The 18,220-nt window shown below is 53.3% G+C and carries 17 protein-coding genes; 6 read left to right on the top strand and 11 right to left on the bottom strand.

Annotated features, from left to right (window positions below; all coding sequences use genetic code 11):
* Positions 1-184: 184 nt before the first annotated feature.
* The 4 genes from HOL66_09135 to HOL66_09120 all read left to right on the top strand — a co-directional run bounded on the left by HOL66_09135 (position 185) and on the right by HOL66_09120 (position 5,627).
* Positions 185-3,052 (top strand): response regulator, encoded by a 2,868-nt coding sequence (locus tag HOL66_09135; GenBank protein MBT5244398.1) that lies wholly within the window; start codon positions 185-187, stop codon positions 3,050-3,052.
* Positions 3,053-3,250: 198 nt separating this feature from the next.
* The gene (locus HOL66_09130; GenBank protein ID MBT5244397.1) at positions 3,251-3,616 is read left to right on the top strand and encodes a response regulator; all 366 of its coding nucleotides are present in this window, start codon (positions 3,251-3,253) and stop codon (positions 3,614-3,616) included.
* A gap of 88 nt (positions 3,617-3,704) precedes the next feature.
* Positions 3,705-4,790, top strand: coding sequence for a chemotaxis response regulator protein-glutamate methylesterase (locus HOL66_09125; protein MBT5244396.1), 1,086 nt, complete (start codon positions 3,705-3,707; stop codon positions 4,788-4,790).
* Positions 4,791-5,627, top strand: a complete 837-nt coding sequence (locus HOL66_09120) for a protein-glutamate O-methyltransferase (protein MBT5244395.1) — start codon at positions 4,791-4,793, stop codon at positions 5,625-5,627.
* 5 nt (positions 5,628-5,632) lie between these two features.
* On the opposite strand, the gene HOL66_09115 is transcribed toward HOL66_09120, so the two are convergent.
* Positions 5,633-6,346: a response regulator transcription factor gene (locus tag HOL66_09115; protein ID MBT5244394.1), complete on the bottom strand. Its 714-nt coding sequence runs from the start codon at positions 6,344-6,346 to the stop codon at positions 5,633-5,635.
* Between the two features lie 222 nt (positions 6,347-6,568).
* On the opposite strand from HOL66_09115, the gene fliI reads away from it, so the two are divergent.
* Positions 6,569-8,110: a flagellar protein export ATPase FliI gene (gene fliI, locus HOL66_09110; protein MBT5244393.1), complete on the top strand. Its 1,542-nt coding sequence runs from the start codon at positions 6,569-6,571 to the stop codon at positions 8,108-8,110.
* Positions 8,111-8,135: 25 nt separating this feature from the next.
* Positions 8,136-8,558 (top strand): flagellar FliJ family protein, encoded by a 423-nt coding sequence (locus HOL66_09105; GenBank protein ID MBT5244392.1) that lies wholly within the window; start codon positions 8,136-8,138, stop codon positions 8,556-8,558.
* Positions 8,559-8,576: 18 nt separating this feature from the next.
* Here HOL66_09105 and HOL66_09100 read toward each other — a convergent pair whose 3' ends face one another.
* The 10 genes from HOL66_09100 to HOL66_09055 form a co-directional block, all read right to left on the bottom strand.
* Positions 8,577-8,975, bottom strand: coding sequence for a hypothetical protein (locus HOL66_09100; GenBank protein ID MBT5244391.1), 399 nt, complete (start codon positions 8,973-8,975; stop codon positions 8,577-8,579).
* A gap of 8 nt (positions 8,976-8,983) precedes the next feature.
* A complete protein-coding gene (locus HOL66_09095; protein ID MBT5244390.1) occupies positions 8,984-10,666 on the bottom strand; it encodes a hypothetical protein in 1,683 nt (560 codons plus the stop codon).
* 7 nt (positions 10,667-10,673) lie between these two features.
* On the bottom strand, positions 10,674-11,459 hold the full coding sequence (locus tag HOL66_09090) for a MinD/ParA family protein (protein ID MBT5244389.1): 786 nt from the start codon (positions 11,457-11,459) through the stop codon (positions 10,674-10,676).
* Positions 11,456-12,499 carry a hypothetical protein gene (locus tag HOL66_09085; GenBank protein MBT5244388.1) on the bottom strand — a complete coding sequence of 348 codons (1,044 nt, stop codon included), beginning with the start codon at positions 12,497-12,499 and terminating at the stop codon, positions 11,456-11,458. Before HOL66_09085 ends, HOL66_09090 begins: the two co-directional genes overlap by 4 nt.
* A 6-nt stretch (positions 12,500-12,505) precedes the next feature.
* Positions 12,506-14,653 (bottom strand): flagellar biosynthesis protein FlhA, encoded by a 2,148-nt coding sequence (gene flhA, locus HOL66_09080; GenBank protein MBT5244387.1) that lies wholly within the window; start codon positions 14,651-14,653, stop codon positions 12,506-12,508.
* Positions 14,654-14,675: 22 nt separating this feature from the next.
* On the bottom strand, positions 14,676-16,016 hold the full coding sequence (locus HOL66_09075) for a sigma-54-dependent Fis family transcriptional regulator (protein MBT5244386.1): 1,341 nt from the start codon (positions 16,014-16,016) through the stop codon (positions 14,676-14,678).
* A 15-nt stretch (positions 16,017-16,031) separates the two neighbouring features.
* A complete protein-coding gene (locus HOL66_09070) occupies positions 16,032-16,799 on the bottom strand; it encodes a flagellar motor protein MotA (protein ID MBT5244385.1) in 768 nt (255 codons plus the stop codon).
* Positions 16,800-16,859: 60 nt separating this feature from the next.
* Positions 16,860-17,231: a flagellar motor switch protein FliN gene (gene fliN, locus HOL66_09065; protein MBT5244384.1), complete on the bottom strand. Its 372-nt coding sequence runs from the start codon at positions 17,229-17,231 to the stop codon at positions 16,860-16,862.
* A 22-nt stretch (positions 17,232-17,253) separates the two neighbouring features.
* Positions 17,254-18,057: a hypothetical protein gene (locus HOL66_09060; protein MBT5244383.1), complete on the bottom strand. Its 804-nt coding sequence runs from the start codon at positions 18,055-18,057 to the stop codon at positions 17,254-17,256.
* Positions 18,058-18,079: 22 nt separating this feature from the next.
* A partial coding sequence (locus HOL66_09055; GenBank protein ID MBT5244382.1) for a flagellar motor switch protein FliG occupies positions 18,080-18,220 on the bottom strand: 141 nt, incomplete at its 5' end.

Raw genomic sequence — 18,220 nt, 5'->3', positions numbered from 1 at the left:
GTGACAAAACGCCTTTATCGCCGCCTGATGACCGCCTTAATGGAAAAAATACGCCTTCCAAAAGAACCCATCACGGCTCCGATGACAAAGCCAAATCAACAAACTCTATTGGACGTCGCTTTCTGAGGAGGCTCTAATTAAGAGCGTGTTTAGCGGAAATTAAGGGAAAATTATGGAACTAGAGATGGACGACCTGCTCAGTGAGTTTCTGACTGAGACCACTGAAAGCCTGACCGAACTTGACGGTCAGATGGTGCAGTTTGAACAGGACCCCAGTGATACGGGTATCCTGGGGAACATTTTCCGTCTCGTTCACACGATCAAGGGAACGTGTGGGTTTTTGGGATTACCACGCCTTGAATCTGTCGCCCATGCTGGTGAAAACGTCCTTGGCAAGTTCCGCGATGGCGTTCTTGAGGTTACCCCCGAAGCGGTAACGCTCATTCTTAAATGCCTGGATCGTATTCGCGAGCTTCTTGATGAACTTGAAGCAACTAGCGCTGAACCCGAAGGCAGTGATCAGGAAATTATTGACGAACTGAACGCCATGGCTTCTGGCGAAGCCGCCGCGCCGCCTGCAGTTGACGCCGCTCCCGCTGAAACTGATACCGGTGGTGATGCTTCAGCCAATGAATTTGGTGCGCCGGTTGCGGCCGAGCTTTTGGCTGAGGTCGAAGCCGCCACGGCAGGTGGCATTACAGCAGCAACTGATGAACAAATGGCGACTGAAAATGCTGAAGAAAGTGCTGATGGGGCGACGCCGCCGGCCAATGAATTCGGCGCACCGGTTGCTGCAGAACTTCTTGAAGAAGTGATGGAAGCGGAATCCCAGGGCGTCAAGGCAGCCAGTAGCAGCCAAATGGATGCAGAAATGGAAGCTGAACGTTCCAAGGAAGAAGCCGCCAAACCCCCGGCGCCGGAAGCCAAGGTTCCAGCCAAGGCAAAAAGTACGGCGGCCGCCAAAAAAGATGATAAGGGTCCTAAAGAGGCATCTGTCGCCGCCTCCACCATTCGCGTCCATGTCGAAGTGCTGGAAGACCTGATGACCATGGTCAGTGAACTCGTTCTGACCCGAAATCAGCTTAACCAGATGGTTCGTGGCCATGACGATTCTGAATTCACCGTCCCGCTGCAACGCCTGAGTCACATTACATCCGACTTGCAGGAAGGGGTGATGAAGACCCGTATGCAGCCCATTGGCAACGCCTGGGCCAAATTGCCGCGTATTGTCCGTGACCTGGCCGTGGAATCGGGTAAAAAGATCGAGCTTAAGATGATCGGTGCCGAGACCGAACTTGATCGTCAGGTTCTAGACCTTATCAAAGACCCCTTGACCCACATGGTTCGCAACTCAGCCGATCATGGCCTGGAACTGCCGGCTGACCGCGCTGCCGCGGGCAAGCAGGAACTGGGAACAGTAAAGCTCAGCGCTTATCATGAAGGCGGCCACATCATCATTGAAATTGCCGATGACGGGCGTGGCCTGAATACCGACCGTATCGTTCAGAAAATCCTCGATAACGGCCTAGCCACAGAGTCCGAAATCGAAGATATGACCGACCAGCAGATTCACATGCACGTCTTCAAGGCCGGTTTCTCAACGGCTGAAAAGGTGACCAGTGTATCAGGCCGTGGTGTTGGCATGGATGTTGTCCGCACCAACATTGAAAAGATCGGTGGCACTGTTGAGTTGAATTCAATTGAGGGCAAGGGTTCGACCTTCTTGATTAAAATCCCGTTGACCCTGGCCATTGTTTCGGCGCTGGTTGTTGAATGTAGCGGTGAAAGATTTGCTATTCCGCAGATAAGTGTTCTTGAGCTGGTTCGCGCTTCGGGTGAATCTGAAAACATGATCGAAATGATCAACGAATCACCGGTACTGCGGCTTCGCAACCGTCTACTGCCTTTGGTGCATCTGCATGATTTACTGAAACTGGGTGAGAAGAAAGACACAGAAGAGGAACTGTTCATCGTTGTCACCCAGGTCGGGGCCTATTCTTTTGGCATCATCGTTGACCGGGTCTTTGATACTGAGGAAATCGTGGTTAAACCCGTTGCGCCTATATTGCGGGATATTCCTTATTACTCAGGAAATACCATTCTTGGCGATGGCTCGGTCATTATGATTCTTGATCCTAACGGGATTGCCGGTTCGACCGGTGATATGGGCAAAGGCAAATCCGATGCCGATGCCGATGCCGATGCCGTTGGTCATGCCGAGGAAACCTCGACCTTGTTGATCTTCCGTGCCGGTGGCGATGAATTGAAAGCAGTGCCCCTGGCCCTGGTCGCCCGGCTTGAAGAAGTCGACATGGAATCGACGGAACAATCCCATGGTACCTACGTTGTCCAGTATCGGGGGCATTTGATGCCGTTGATACCGTTTGACACTTCCCATGAATGGAAAGAAGAAGGGCGTCAGCCTATTCTTGTGTTCACGGATCGTGATCGCTCCATGGGGTTGGTCGTTGATGAAATCGTCGATATCGTTGAAGACCGGTTGAAAATTGAATTGTCGGTAGCTCAGGAATCATTGATCGGTAGCGCCATTATTGATGGCAAGGCGACAGATATCATCGATGCCGGTTACTTCCTGACACAGGCCTTCTCTGACTGGTTTGGTGACAATGACGGTGCTTTTGGTACCGGTGAGTCGGTCCATGGCTCGAAAAGGGTTCTTCTTGTTGATGATAGTCCTTTCTTCCGCAACCTGTTGCGACCGGTTCTTTCGGTTGCCGGATATGATGTGACGACCGTCGAAAGTGCCAGCGCCGCCCTGCATATGAGAGAATCCGGAGCTGTTTTTGATGTCATTATCAGTGATATTGAGATGCCCGATATGGATGGTTTTGAATTTGCTGAAGCCGTCAGGTCCGGAGGTCCCTGGACCAGCGTTCCGATGGTCGCGTTGTCATCCCATGCGACGGAACAGGACTTTGAACGGGGGCGGCAGGTTGGCTTCAGTGAATATGTCGCAAAGTTTGACCGTGATGCTCTGGTTCTGACGCTTGCCGACACGATTTCGGCACTGACGCCGCCTGCAGAATCTTAATCCTTACGACTTAAGTGCTGATAACGTTTCATTAATTGTAACGTGAGGCGTTGGTGCTCTAAAAGTCTTGGTTATGCAGGTTATAGGTAGTAGCTTATTCCTGTCGATAATTTTGGTTTAAACAGGTGGATATTGTGTCTGACCGACCCAGGGGGGTTGGCTGGATTGTCCACCAACAATGAAGAAACGTAGGGTGGCATGAAGTCTTGTCTGATTGTTGATGATTCCAAGGTCATTCGTATGGTGGCCCGGAAAATCCTCCAGGAACTGGAGTTCGAAACCGAAGAAGCGGCTGATGGTAAGCAGGCACTGGATGCCTGTATTGCAAATATGCCCGATGCGATCTTGCTTGATTGGAACATGCCAGTCATGAGCGGTATCGAATTCTTAAGGGAATTACGTGTACTTGACGGTGGCGATACCCCCATCGTCGTTTTCTGCACGACCGAGAACGATATTGAGCATATTCAGGAAGCGATCGAAGCGGGCGCCAATGAATACATCATGAAGCCGTTTGATAGTGAAATAATACAGGCCAAGTTTTCCCAAGTGGGGTTGATTTAGGCTACGGCAATTCGGCCAAATTGTTTTCAGTGCGGATATAAAAGTGTCAGTTACGGCAGAAATAAGTGCAGAGAACCCAATCAGGGTGATGGTGGTTGATGATTCAGCAGTCATTCGCGGCCTGACGTCGCGCATTCTGGAAGATGACAAACAAATACAGGTCGTCGCATCGGTTGGTAATGGCCAATTGGCTGTAAATAACCTGGGTCGCTATGATGTCGATGTTGTCGTTCTGGATATAGAAATGCCTGTCATGGACGGGCTGACGGCACTTCCAAAACTTCTGGAAATAGATCCCACCGTCAAGGTCGTTATGTCCTCGACGTTAACATCCCGAAATGCCCAGATCAGTATGCGCGCCCTTGAAGCGGGTGCCGCCGAATACATCCCCAAGCCGACATCGACTGTTGATATTAACAGTGCTGGCGGGTTCCGCCGTGAATTGCATGACAAAGTTAAGAACCTTGGGCTCGCCCGCCGCCAACAGGCCGGACCAGCGGTCAAGCCTGAGCGTACAAAAGGCCCCGCCCGGGCCGCACCCGCAGCTCCAAAAGGGCCCAGCGCACCAATTACCTTGCGAAAACCCGCTTTGTTGAAGCCAAAAGTTTTGGCCATTGGCAGTTCGACGGGTGGCCCACAGGCCCTGTTTGAGTTTCTGAAGCATGTCAAACCCACGATCAATGTGCCAATGGTTATTACCCAACACATGCCGCCTACATTTACGGCTATCCTTGCCGAGCATATTACCCGGATGACTGACTGGACCTGTTCGGAAGCAAAGAATGGTGATGAGTTGCGGGCCGGCCATATTTATTTGGCGCCGGGTGACTTCCACATGCTTGTCGAGGTCAAGGATGGCAAAAATGTTATTGCTGTTAATCAGGGGCCGCAGGAAAATTTTTGTCGTCCAGCCGTTGACCCGATGCTCAGAAGCCTTGTCCAAGTCTTTTCGGGAAATGTCTTTACGGTCATTTTGACAGGGATGGGCGCCGATGGCCTTAAGGGGGGGCAGGGTGTTGTCGATGCGGGTGGCACGTTGGTTGCCCAGGATGAAAAGTCCAGTGTTGTTTGGGGGATGCCCGGTGCTGTCGCCACGGCGGGAATTTGTAGTGCTGTATTGCCGCTGAAAGAACTTGCAGAATATGTAATGAAATCTTTTGGTAAGGGCGCTTAAATGAAAGCCGAGGATTTCGAATACCTATCGACGCTTATTAAACAGCGTTCCGGGCTCGTCCTTACCGTGGACAAGTCTTATTTGCTGGAAAGTCGCTTAATGCCGCTTGCCCGAAAACGGGGCCTCAAGGGGTTGGAAGAATTAATCCAGACGTTACGCACCCATAAGGAAGAAGCCTTGATACAAGATGTTACCGAAGCAATGACAACAAATGAATCCTTCTTCTTCAGGGATATCAAGCCGTTTGAATTGTTCCGGGGACAGGTGCTGGGGCAACTCCTGAAGAACAGGGCTGATAGAAAAGCTTTCCGTATTTGGTGTGCGGCAGCCTCAAGTGGCCAGGAACCCTATTCTTTAGCAATGACATTGATGGAAGAAGCCCAAAGGCTGTCCGGTTGGCGTACGGAAATCGTTGGCACGGATATTTCGCGGGAAATTCTGGAGAAGGCGAAATCCGGACTTTATTCGCAATTTGAAGTCCAGCGCGGATTACCTATCCAGCAACTGCTAAAATATTTCGAGAAAAAAGACGACATGTGGCAGGCCAGTTCGGCCTTGCGTGCCATGGTTAAATACCAGGAACTAAATTTGCTGGGTGATATACAAAAGCTGGGCAAGTTCGATGTCGTGTTCTGCCGCAATGTGCTGATTTATTTTGATCAGGAAACCAAGGCCAAAGTTCTTGAACAAATCAGCCAGATGATTCCCGAAGACGGCATTCTGTTCCTCGGCGGTGCAGAAACGGTTTTGGGAATTTCAGACAAATTCAAGCCGGTGCCGGGATTGCGCGGCGTCTATTGTTTGTCGACCTCTTCGATAACCCTCGACACAAACTAGGTTTATCAGCCTTCGGCGGCTTGTGGTTCCGCATCATCGTCTGATTGCGGATCACGCAATACATAGCCCCGACCCCAAATCGTTTCGATGTAATTCTCCCCCGCCGTGGCGTTACTCAGCTTTTTACGCAACTTGCAGATAAAAACATCAATGATCTTTAATTCAGGCTCATCCATGCCACCGTACAGGTGATTGAGGAACATTTCCTTGGTCAGGGTGGTTCCCTTGCGCAGGGATAACAGCTCAAGAATGCCGTATTCCTTGCCTGTCAAGTGAACGGGGTTCCCGCTAACCTCGACGGTATGGGCATCCATGTTGACACTCAGTTTGCCTGTGTGAATGATCGATTGCGCATGGCCTTTTGAGCGCCGGACGATGGCTTGAATACGAGCCATTAATTCAGCCTTGTCAAAGGGCTTGGTCAGGTAATCATCGGCACCGGTGCCAAGTCCCCTAACTTTGTCATCGGCTTCGCTCAGGCCGGACAGGATAAGCACCGGGGTTTCGACTCGCGCGTCGCGCAGGCGACGCAAGACCTCAATACCGTCGATATCAGGCAGCATCAAATCGAGAATTATAATGTCGTAATCGTAAAGTTTGCCAATTTCGAGTCCGTCTTCGCCAAGGTCGGTCGAATCGACGACCATATTCTCAGACTCCAGCATCATCTGCAGGCTCTGGGCGGTAACCGGATCATCTTCGACTAAAAGGACACGCACGGATCAAAACCTCCCAAACACTTTCAGATTCGCTATATTAACCATAAATGTTAATAATTGTTAAGATTATTCCTTAATCCCTTTATCGACCATTTTATTACCGCCTCGCAGGCTCGTTTATACCAATTATTAAAGACTCCACTGGGATAATCAGCGAGGGATGATTTTGGGCATCGAAATGAATATACAGCACCAGTGTTTTATCGGTCGGGATGGCGCGTCTTGAAGAACCCCGGCGACCATATTCTGACTGAACTTGACCGCATGACGGAACATTCCGTTTATGGGCGGGTGACGGCGATTGTCGGATTGATGATCGAGGTACAGGGCGTTGAAGGCGAATTGTCAATCGGTGATCGATGCCGTCTTATTGGTCGTGGCGAGCGCAAGGTCATGTGCGAGGTGGTTGGTTTTCGGAACGAACGAGCCCTGTTGATGCCATTCGGTACGCTTGACGGTATTGGCCTGGGCTCAAGGGCTGAAATCAGCCTCACAGATCCCTTGATTTATCCTGATATCAGCTGGATGGGACGGGTCGTCAATGCCTTTGGCGAACCGGTAGATGGCCAAGGACCGCTGATCAAGGGCCCCAAACCCTACCGGGTTCATGCCAAGCCGCCCCACGCCCACGAACGTCAGCGGGTTGGCGGCAAGATTGATTTGGGCATCCGGGCTCTTAATGCATTTCTGACCTGCTGCCGTGGCCAGCGGCTGGGCATCTTTTCTGGCTCTGGTGTCGGAAAATCGACAGTCATGTCAATGATGGCTCGTCATACGGAAGCAGAAATCAGTGTTATCGGATTGATCGGTGAGCGCGGACGCGAAGCCCGCGAATTTATTGAGGACGACCTGGGAGAAGATGGCATGGCGCGCAGTGTTGTCGTCGTCGCCACCTCAGACGAGCCCCCGCTGGTCCGCCGTCAGGCAGCTTATGTGCTGATGGCCATATCGGAATTTTTCCGCGACCAGCAAAAGGACGTCTTGTGCCTGATGGACAGTGTCACCCGTTTCGCCATGGCGCAGCGCGAAATCAGCCTGTCGGCGGGCGAACCCCCGGCCTCAAAGGGCTATACGCCATCAGTATTTGCCGAACTTCCACGTTTGCTTGAACGCGCTGGCCCGGGGGGCGTAGGGCAGGGGTCAATTACCGGCCTGTTTACGGTTCTGGTTGAAGGCGATGATCACAATGAACCGGTTGCCGATGCCGTCAGGGGAATTCTCGATGGCCATGTGGTGCTGGATCGGGCGATTGCCGAACGGGGTCGCTATCCGGCGATCAACATCCTTAGAAGTGTGTCCAGAACCATGCCCGACTGCAATACAGTTGAGGAGAACGAAGTCATTAACCGGGCTCGCAAATACCTCGCTACCTACGAGGATATGGCCGAACTGATACGCTTGGGCGCCTATCGGCGAGGTAGTGATGGCGCTGTAGATGAGGCGATCCACTATTACCCGGGTATCGAGGGCTTTTTGTCACAAACCATCGAAGATCACTCTCCGCTGGCCACCTGTTATGACGAATTACGGGCAATCCTTGGGATGCAGGTTGCCGGTGTAGACGATGATGCCGCGCCACCGCCACAGCCGGAACAGCCGCTTCCACCTCCTCCTCCGGCACCGCCGGAACAATCACCAGAACTATCGCCAGAAGGGACCTCGGATCTACAGGTCGAGGAAGCCGTCGTCGAGGAACCGGTTCAGTCCATGGGTGAGCAGACTTTGAGTGCAGAAACCCTGCAGCAGCTCAATTCAATCGAATAATGATGATCAATAGGAGTTATTTTTAATGGCGCGTGGTCTTGAAACCCTGATCCGTCTCAATGAATGGAGCGTCGACCAGAAGCGCCGAAAGCTTGGCGAGGTTATGGGCCTGATTGGCGGTTTCGAGGCTGAGGCCCGTAAACTGGAAGAAGACCTGATCAAGGAGCAGGCCGCCGCGTCGGCCTCGCCAAATGAAGCGGGATTTCTGTACGGGTATTATGCCGATGCAACCATTGAACGCCGCGCCATTATCCAGATTTCCATTCAGCAACTTGAAGTTCAGGCCGATGAGGCACGCGAAGAAGTCAATCAGGCCTACCGGGAACTAAAGAAGTTTGAAACGGCCCTCGAAACACGGAAAAAACGTGAACAGGCAGAGATTGATCGACAGGATCAACTTGCCCTTGATGAGGTCGGCATGCAGTCCTTCATCCAGAAACGCGCCTGAGAGTCTTGCCGCAGTGCCTTAGTGCCTTTTAAGTCGTGACAGCAGCCCCGCGTTATCCCAGTTGGGTTGGCGGTCTTCAAGCAGAACCTCATGGCTGTCAATGCCGGGGTGGACTTGATCAGGTGCAGAAATACCGACTTGTACCCAACGCGCAATGATCTCGTTATTAACGTCGTTAAGAACAGCTGCCGCCGCTTCTTCAAGGGCAGCCCAGTCCAGGGTGCCAAGGGCGTCAAGATAGTGTCCGAAAGTCGCCGGTTGCAAAATCATCTTGTCCGGTACGTAGCGAAGACTGACAACGCTGCGCTCAACGTCGTTGTGGGTCGCCATGTGGCCCGTGATCGTGATCACATAATCAAGCTTGATGTCCGGGTTGCGTTCGGTTGCAAGGAAGCGGCGTCTTTCCTGGATATCCATAATTTTTCCTATACCACAAGGCCGAACGCGTGGTCGCCCAATGGGTCGGCAATATCGATGAAGTGGGCCGGTGCGGATTGAAAATTGACACCCCCCTTAAGGCCGGTCAAGTCAGCGGCGTCAAGGAAAATGGTGCGAATATCATTGTGCATGGTTTCACTTAGGGGTTCTTCGGAACGAATAATAAGGTCCAGTGATTTACCGTTGTTTCTAACCAAACCATCCAGTTGCAAGCGACCCAGAGACGTCAATTCCACATCGAGGACAAAACGACCATCGGCTGGCCCGGCGTCTTCTCCTTCTTCACCACCGTGTTGACGCATAAGCAAACGTATTTGTTCTATTTCTGCCCCTGTATTAACCGGGATTAAGGCGACACGCCAATCGCCGGGACCTGGCTCGTCTGCTATCCGGGCAAGGGCGCTGAAATCCTCTGTCATGCGACCGGCAAGGTTGGGACGGCTACGTTCGATCAGACGCATGGGCGCTTCGCCGATCAATGAGAGCAAGTCACCCCCGCGAAGGGCTGTCAGAAAGAAGATCAAGCCAGAGGTCAAACCCGCATCTGGGCGCGGCAAAATGGTGTTTACCAGCTGTTGGGCGATCATTGGGTTGGTTTCATTCAGGGTTTGAACCATTTGTTCCAGGGCTGGCCATTTTCTCGATGTGAACAGGGATTCGTGAAGCACGGTCGCAGCATCCGGTTTGACCACTGGCGGGCTGGGTGCATTAACCACTTCAAGCGTCACAACGCTGCCACGGGGCACGACTGTTTGTGTCGTCAGTGCGAAGACTCCGGCCCGTGTCTGGACGATGGGATGACCTGAAGGCGTGCTGCCTGTGACCGACCCGCTTAAAGAGGTTCCAGCGCTTAATGTCGGGCTTGCTCCCGGCCCTGCGGGTGCCGCCGGGGTGGTGCTGGCCGCAGCCGGGTTCGGTAATTGGACGCTGCTGATCTTGACGCTTAATTGAGAACCCGGCGGCAGGTAGCCAGCTGCCTTGGACAGAACTCCGGAAGGAACCTTTACGGTTGCCGGGGCTGTTGTCGGGTTTGTTTGAGACGGCGTTGCGCTCTGGGCGGCATGTTTTCCCGCGGCTGCTGCCGGCATGGGTGCTTGCTTTGATAATCCCGGCGTTGTTCCCGCCTGTGTCGCCACACTGCTCTTGATGGCATCTGTTGCTGCTGATCCGGCTCCGGTTAAGGGTGTTGTTGCATTTGCGGGGGCTGATAGGGCTTGCGTCAACGGTCGCATGACGGTCGCTTGCAAGACACTGCCAGGCGTTAGTTTCGGGACTGTGGTCGATTGACCCTGGCTGGCTGTTGTCGCCGTTGGGCGTTCCGTCGTACCGGAAGCCAACGGCGCTGAATTAGCTTTATTCAGGCTATGGGGCGGCGGCTTTCCGTTCAGGCTGTTGACCTGAAATTGAAAGAACGGTGACTGGGATTGTAATTGCAGGACCAGCGCGCTGCCTTTTGGCATGGCCATAACGGACTGAAGGGAAAGCGTGCCCAGGGGCGTTTGCACCTGAAAAACATCCTTCCCGGTCTGGGTTATCACGGTGGCTTCCAAAAGCTGGCCAATAGCAAGGCGGGTCAACGCTGCCGGTGGTGACTGAACGACCACAACCGGGGCCGCGCTGGGGGTGCTGGGTGGTGGCTGGGGCGCTGTCGGCGGTGTTATGGTGGTCATGTGAAACTTATTCTTTGAGTTTCTCGGCTATGAGTTCAACATCGCTGGCGGCTTCGGTATTGGGGAAGCGGGTCAAAATTGATGATTGGCTTTTGATTGACTCGCGTACCTTGTTATCGCGCCGGATAACACCAATAAGGGGTGGAGAAATTTTCAGGAAACCCTCACAAGCCTTAAGCAGGGTATTGTATGTGCGTTCGCCTTCGCGGGTCGAGTTGGCCATGTTGATGACGATGCGGATATCGGCGCCGGGGCGCTCCATATGTGTGACCTTGATAAAAGCGTATGCGTCAGTCAGTGATGTTGGCTCGTCGGTGGCGACGACAAGACAGGTGCCGACGCTTTGGGTCAGTTGACGCACGGTGCGCTCAACACCTGCACCCAGATCAATAATGACCTTGTCATAGGCGGCAGAAAGCAAATTTAAATCATCGCCCAGAATTTGCAGGCGACTGGCCGGAATATTGGCGAGCCCGCCAGATCCGGAACGACCGGCAATAATGTCAAAATTTCCCTCTTCATAAGTCAGGACTGCCTGATTGAGTGTCAATCTGCCCGCGATAACGCTGCCAAGATCATGTTTGGGCATCAATCCCAGCTGAATGTCCAGGTTAGCCAGGCCCAGGTCGCCATCGAACAGCAGGGTGTGGATTTTCATACGCGCCAGTGCGTGGGTCAGGGTGATGGCGAACCAGGTTTTACCGACACCGCCCTTGCCCGATGCAATGGCGATCATGTTTTGTCCGCTTATCCGTGACGCGGGGCGGGGGGCCAGGGTTGGTGCGGAACTCATAGTGTTGCCTCGGTCATGGTTTGGTTTCTGCTTGTCATGGTCGAATAGCCCGCTGGTTGGTTATCAGTATACGGCATGATCAGCCGAGCCAGTGAGACCGGATTTATCGGATTGATGCCTTCGGCAACATCGGGGTTTATGCTGACGTCTGATAATGACAGCTTGCCGGCATCGGCGGCGGCAAGAATACTGCCCAGGCGTCGTGTCATGTCGAGCCGGGTGACGACCAGTCGTGTCGCCCCAATCCTTGAAAATTCTCTAGCAATATCAGCGGCTTCCAGGGCATCGCCGCCAGCAGCCAGGACCAGCACGTTCTCGGCTCCGGCAACACCGGCAAGTGATTTCAGGTGATCCATTTCCTGCTCGTCAAAGGGGTTGGTGCCCTGAGTATCAATCAAAACGGGGGTGTCCTTTGTGGTCCCCTCAAGCAATCTCAAAAGCCCATCAGGGTCATCAATTGACTGTAAATCAATTTTCAGGATTCGGGTGAAAGCGGCCAATTGTTCGATACCACCGGCTCTTTTGCAGTCGGTGGTAATGACCTGGGGGTTCATGTTGCTTATGGTCGCCAGGGCTGCAAGTTTCGCTGTAGTGATTGTTTTACCTGCACCGGGTGGACCCATCATCAGAATCCGCGGTGCGTTTTTTGGTTTTACCTTGCCGGTCAACAACGCCGATATGGGATCGAATGCGAAGGCTTCGTCCATGGCTGCCGCGAGGGCCAGGGTCGGGGAGTCTGCGACAATGTCTGTAGCGTTGCCAGCCAGGCGTTCAGATAATGTAATCGGCGCGCCGTGAAATGTCAGGCTCTGGCGAATGACATCGAGAGTATCCTCGGTATTGAAATCCGGTAATTCTTCGGGCGCCAGCTTTTCGGACTTTTTTAGTCCGTTGTCAGCGGTGTCCTCAATGGCTGCGGTAATGACAGCGCCGTCTTTCTCGTCGCGGGTGGCGACATTGATTGACTGGGCGCCCATTTCAAAACGCACCAACTCCATAGCTTCGGTCATTGTTGGCGCGAAAAAGGATTTCATGCGCATGGTTGATTACACCTGTCCCAGGGTCTTGATGCTGGCCTTGGAAAAGACTTCGTTTTGCGACATTACCGTCGTCATCGGGCGGAATCTTTCGACGATGGAGCGCACGAAAGGCCGGATCGTCGGGCTGGTCAGCAGGACCGGTGTTTCACCCATCATGGCTTGCCGCTCGAAGGCGGTGCGCAGGGCGGTGATGAATTCCTGCAGGCGGCTCGGCGGCATCGACAATTGCCTGTCCTCGCCGGTGCCAACAATGGATTCGGCGAATGCCTGCTCCCATTCCGGAGTCAGGGTCATCATGGTGATGACGCCGTTGTCATTGGTGTTCATGGAACTAATCTGACGGGCCAGTCGGGCACGCACATGTTCGGTAATCATGGTGATATTGCGGGTTTGCCCGCACGCTTCGGAAACACCTTCGAGGATTGTCGGCAGATCGCGTATGGAAACCCGTTCGGCCAACAGGTTTTGCAGCACCCGTTGGACGCTGCCCAGGGAAATCTGTGCCGGTATCATGTCGGCGATCAGTTTCTGATGCTCCTTGTCCAGTTCGTCTATCAGTTTTTGTGTTTCAGCGTAGGACAACAGTTCGGCCATATTGTCCTTGATGACTTCGGTCAGGTGGGTGGTGATGACGGTTGCCGGATCAACAACTGTGTAACCCCTGAACAGGGCTTCTTCACGGTTGGTTTCGTCAATCCACATGGCCGGAAGGCCGAAGGTCGGCTCGACGGTTTTCTCGCCAGGCAGGGTAATCTCCTCGCCTCGCGGATCCATGACCAGAAGCATGTTGGGACGCAGGTCACCTTCACCGGCTTCGATTTCCTTGAGCCTGACAACATAGGCATTAGCCGATAATTGCATGTTGTCCTGAATACGAACCGAGGGCATGACAAAGCCGATATCGGATGCCATTTGACGGCGTAAGGCCTTGATCTGGTCCGTCAGGCGTTGTCCTTCGGCTGGGTTGTTGATCAGCGATAGCAGCCCGTAACCAAGTTCGAGACGCAAATAATCAATCCTGAGAGCAGATGAGATCGGCTCATCCTCAAGGGCCGAAGGCTCAAGTTCCTCCTCTTCCAGTTTGAGGGACACTTCCTTTTTGACATGTTCCTGACTGCGATTGACAAAAAACGCCATGAGCGCCGTGCCGCTGCCAAGAACAAGGAAAGGCGTTGCCGGAATGCCCGGGAGCATAGCCATAATGACAAGCAGCAGGGAGCTTACGCCCATTGCCTTGGGATGTCCGCCAAGCTGGCTGAACAGGGCTTTTTCTGTTGATCCACGAACACCGGCCTTGGTCACCATCAGGCCAGCGGAGGTTGAAACGATGAGAGCCGGAATTTGGGTTACAAGGCCATCGCCGACGGTCAGCCGGGTATAGAACTCCGCAGCCTGGCCGAAGCTCAGGTCTTTCTGGGCGACGCCGATGATCATCCCGGCGATGACGTTGATAAAGGTGATCAACAGGCCGGCAATAGCATCACCACGGACGAATTTTGAGGCACCGTCCATGGACCCGAAGAAGGTGCTTTCATCTTCAAGTTCCTTGCGCCGGGCGCGGGCGGTTTCTTCATCGATAAGCCCGGTCGACAAGTCGGCATCAATGGCCATTTGCTTGCCGGGCATGGCGTCCAGGGTGAAGCGGGCGGAAACTTCGGCGATACGGCCCGAACCCTTGGTGATGACGATAAAGTTGACGATCACCAGGATCGCAAAAACAATGATGCCAATAACGAAATTACCGCTCATGACAAAACCGCCAAAGGCTTCGATAACCTTTCCTGCGGCACCGGTTCCGAGGTGTCCATCGGCCAGAATCAACCGTGTCGAGGCCAAATTAAGTGATAGCCGGGTCATCGTAGCGAGCAGCAGAATTGTCGGGAATGCATTGAATTCCAACGATTTTTCAGAGAACAACGCGGTCATCAAAATAAGCACGGAGAAAGTGATGGAAAACGCCAGCCCCAAATCCATCATCCATGTGGGTAGTGGCAGGATTAGGACAACAAGGATCGTGATCACGCCAAAAGCCAGCATCAAGTCCGAACGCTTGCCGAAAAATTGAATGATTTCGATCAGATTCAGGCCAAGCTCCGGGGTGCCTGCTTCAGGCTTTGCTTCCCCAACTGTGGTTGTTTCTGGAGTGTCGGCCATTACCGTTTTTTAATCCTTGGCATTAAACGGAGGGACGATCAGCTTCGCCAGGTGTCGGCACCTGGAAGCCCTGCTCGTTGTACAATTTTAACTTGTTTCGCAATGTGCGAATGGAGATGCCAAGAATATTGGCGGCATGTGTGCGATTACCCAGACAGTGCTGCAAGGTATCGATGATCAGGTCGCGTTCAACCGCCGCGACCGTGCGGCCGACCATGTCGCCACCTTTTGCCTCGTTGCTACCATCCTGGGCGCCTGCCGTCGCTCGCCCACCGAGCATGACAGCTTCGGGGCCAATTTCCGTTCCACTTGCCAGCAGTACGGCGCGGTGCATGGTGTTTTCCAACTCGCGAACGTTTCCTGACCAGCTATGGGTATTGAGCAGGTCTTTTGTCGCACTGGCCAGTGGCAGTGCCTCCATGGCATTGGCTTCGGCGTACTTTTCGATGAAATGTTTGGCCAGGTATTCAATATCCTTTGGCCTGTCTCGCAAAGGCGGCAGTAACAGGTTTACCACGTTCAGTCTGAAATACAGGTCTTCACGGAAAGTTCCCTGGGCGACAGCGTCCGCAATGTCGCGATTCGAGGTGGCGACAATGCGGACATCGACTTCAATGGGCTTGGAACCGCCAATCCGGTCAATTTCACGTTCCTGAAGGACACGCAGCAACTTGGCTTGCAGCCGGGGGTCCATTTCGGTGATTTCATCGAGTAAAAGTGTACCGCCGCTGGCTTCCTCGAACTTGCCAATGCGCCGCGATACAGCCCCGGTAAACGCGCCTTTTTCGTACCCGAACAGTTCTGATTCGAGCAGATTTTCAGGGATCGCCGCGCAGTTTACGGCAACAAACCGAGCCTTGGCGCGTGGGCTTTTGTTATGCAGGTGACGGGCGATCAGTTCTTTGCCGGTGCCGGATTCGCCGGTGACCAGAATGCTGGCATTGCTGGGCGCGACCTGATCGGCCAGCCGCAATAATTCGATCATTGCAGGGTCTTGATAAATGATCGCATGGCTTTCTTCGGTAACGGCCGAAAGAACAGCGGCGATCAGATCGGTGTCGGGGGGTAGGGGGATGAATTCCTTGGCCCCTGCCTTGATGGCGCGAACGGCAGCCTGGGTGTCATTGCCGATGCCGCAAGCGACAACAGGGACGATAATGCGTTCGTCGTTCAGGCTTGCAATCAGCGATCCAACATCCAGATTGACGTCGATCATCACAAGGTCGGCGCCGTTCCCGGCCCTGAGGGTTTCCAGACCGATGTTGATGTCATCAGCCTGGGTGACCTGGGCGCCACGATCAATGGCGATGCGGCTGGCACCGCCGATCTGCCCGTCAAGTGTTCCAATTATGAGTAATCGCATCGTTCTGTATTTCCGTTAGTCAAAGTATTGAACGCGTTTTGAGGGTGGCAGGATGCTGTTAAGCAGCATTTCCAGCCGTCGCGGATTTTCCTGTCTGCCGATAGAGGCCGCCCCCATCATGTAAACCGTGTTGACCATTGCTTCTTCTGTCGAATTGCGCTCCAGTTTTGAAGCCATCGGCGAAAACACCATATTGGCCAGTACAGCGCCGTAAAAAGTGGTTAGCAGGGCGACGGCCATGGCCGGTCCAATGGTCGAAGGGTCATCAAGGTTGCCAAGCATCTGGACAAGGCCGATCAGGGTGCCAATCAGGCCCATGGCCGGGGCGAATTCCGCCGCCTTGCGCAGGATATTGGCGCCTTTGTGATGGCGTAACATGGTAGCGTTAAGATCCCGGCGCATGATGGCTTCGACCTCTTCGCCGGGGGTGCCATCAACAACCATTAACATGCCCTTGTGTAAGAAAGGCTCCTCCCGTAAGGAATCGAGGACATTTTGCAAGGAAAGGACGCCTTGCCTACGCGCAAGTTCGGCAATTTGCAGGACCTGGGTGGCGGCGTCGGAAGGATCCCGCGATGTATAGAAGAAAGTCTTGCCGATGACTTTCAATGTGCGCGCCATATCGGAAATGGTGAAGCACATGGTGGTGATCGCAAGGGTTCCGCCAATAACAATTAAAATGGCTGGCGGGTTGACGAACGAAGCCGGGTCGCCGCCAAGGAAAATAGCCGCCGCAACCAGGCCGAAGCCCGATAACAAGCCAACGATGGTGGCCACATCCATCGAAGAGCGGGTTTTACCGACTTTTATGTTTCCGCCGTCATTTGCCATTGAGCGAATCCTTTAAGAACGTTCCGTTTTGATGATTTCCGTCATCGTCACACCAAGGCGGTCTTCGACGACGACGACTTCTCCACGGGCAACGAGCCGGTTGTTGACGTAAATATCGATGGCTTCACCGACTTTCCTGTCAAGTTCAACAACGGCCCCGCGACCCAGCTTCAGCAGCTGGTTGACTTGCATGGTGGTTTTTCCCAGAACCGCAGAAACCTGTACGGGAATGTCGTAAACGGCCTCCAGGTCCTGCGAGCTTTCGGGCAGGTCGGGAATATCCGGAACAGATGCTGCCGGGGCAGGTGGTGGAGCCTCTCCTTCAGCAGCAACTTCCTCATCGGATTCAAGGTCGGATAGTTCTAAGTCTTTTTCGTCAGCCATGGGTTCCTCCTGACATTACTCGTCAGTCATCAGTATTGGGTTGTTGCAATTCATTTGAAAGGGTTTCTTCTGGAGCCTCTTGTGGCTCTGTCGGTGCGGTTTCACTGTCCGCTTGGGTTTGAGTTTCCTGTATCGCAGCAGGGCTATCGGCATTTTCGTCCGGTTCATCCCCCGGTTCATTCCATTGTCTGGGGTCGGTGCCGAGATTTCGTTCAATAATTTCTGAAATGTCATGCCAGATAGACTTGGAATCCCGCTCACTGCCGCCGTTGGACCATTCAACCTTACAATCGTTTGTTTCCATGGAATCATCGGCGTTTAAAATAATTTTACCTTCGTAGCCCTTGCCTGTGGACAGTTCTTTTATACGCTGTTCTATCTCATCTTTTAGCGACGAATGTACGCTGATCGTTGTTGCCGGTTGTTCAAGGAGTTTGGCGAAAACGCCTTCGATCACCCGCTCTACTTCATCAAAGGCGTGTTTTTCTGCCAGCGCAGGCAGCATCTTGGCGCAAATACCTTTTGCCACCGAAAGGGCGCTGCGGCCCATCACTTCATTGGCCGCTTCCTGTGCCTGAAAGGCGACCGCCAACTTTTGATCAATCAGGGCAAGGGTTTCACTGATTTGTTTGGTCAGCGTCTCTTCGGTCGCCGCCAACACCTCTTGCTTGCCATCTTCAAAAGCCTGCTGTCGGGCGAGCTCAAGTTCTTCCTCGCTGAATGTGGGGACAATGATCTCTTCTTCCACTTCTTCAACGGGCATATCCGGTGCAACTTCCAACTCCAATGGCACTTCGGGCTCATTGTCGAAAGAAACGTCAAACATGAATTTTTCCGCAGTTTCCATGTTAATACACCAACTCGTCTTCTTCGGAACCGCTGGAGATGACGATTTCACCAGCGTCAGCCAGGGCTTTCGCGCTTTGCACAACGACCGCCTGGGCTTCATCGACATCTTTCAGGCGAACCGCGCCCATGGCGTCCATATC

The organism is Rhodospirillaceae bacterium (assembly GCA_018662005.1).
In the GTDB taxonomy this organism is placed as follows: domain Bacteria; phylum Pseudomonadota; class Alphaproteobacteria; order Rhodospirillales; family JABHCV01; genus JACNJU01.
Note: the sequence above shows the minus strand (reverse complement) of the source record. Positions and strands in the feature narration are given on the sequence as shown.

What these genes read in the sequence shown, in the direction of transcription:
- HOL66_09075 (MBT5244386.1), bottom strand. Translation starts at nt 16,016, where the DNA reads ATGCGATTACTCATAATTGGAACACTTGACGGGCAGATCGGCGGTGCC.
- HOL66_09135 (MBT5244398.1), top strand. Translation starts at nt 185, where the DNA reads ATGGACGACCTGCTCAGTGAGTTTCTGACTGAGACCACTGAAAGCCTG.
- HOL66_09095 (MBT5244390.1), bottom strand. Translation starts at nt 10,666, where the DNA reads ATGACCACCATAACACCGCCGACAGCGCCCCAGCCACCACCCAGCACC.
- HOL66_09120 (MBT5244395.1), top strand. Translation starts at nt 4,791, where the DNA reads ATGAAAGCCGAGGATTTCGAATACCTATCGACGCTTATTAAACAGCGT.
- HOL66_09130 (MBT5244397.1), top strand. Translation starts at nt 3,251, where the DNA reads ATGAAGTCTTGTCTGATTGTTGATGATTCCAAGGTCATTCGTATGGTG.
- fliN (MBT5244384.1), bottom strand. Translation starts at nt 17,231, where the DNA reads ATGGCTGACGAAAAAGACTTAGAACTATCCGACCTTGAATCCGATGAG.
- HOL66_09125 (MBT5244396.1), top strand. Translation starts at nt 3,705, where the DNA reads ATGGTGGTTGATGATTCAGCAGTCATTCGCGGCCTGACGTCGCGCATT.
- HOL66_09090 (MBT5244389.1), bottom strand. Translation starts at nt 11,459, where the DNA reads ATGAGTTCCGCACCAACCCTGGCCCCCCGCCCCGCGTCACGGATAAGC.
- HOL66_09100 (MBT5244391.1), bottom strand. Translation starts at nt 8,975, where the DNA reads ATGGATATCCAGGAAAGACGCCGCTTCCTTGCAACCGAACGCAACCCG.
- HOL66_09105 (MBT5244392.1), top strand. Translation starts at nt 8,136, where the DNA reads ATGGCGCGTGGTCTTGAAACCCTGATCCGTCTCAATGAATGGAGCGTC.
- HOL66_09085 (MBT5244388.1), bottom strand. Translation starts at nt 12,499, where the DNA reads ATGCGCATGAAATCCTTTTTCGCGCCAACAATGACCGAAGCTATGGAG.
- HOL66_09060 (MBT5244383.1), bottom strand. Translation starts at nt 18,057, where the DNA reads ATGTTTGACGTTTCTTTCGACAATGAGCCCGAAGTGCCATTGGAGTTG.
- flhA (MBT5244387.1), bottom strand. Translation starts at nt 14,653, where the DNA reads ATGGCCGACACTCCAGAAACAACCACAGTTGGGGAAGCAAAGCCTGAA.
- HOL66_09070 (MBT5244385.1), bottom strand. Translation starts at nt 16,799, where the DNA reads ATGGATGTGGCCACCATCGTTGGCTTGTTATCGGGCTTCGGCCTGGTT.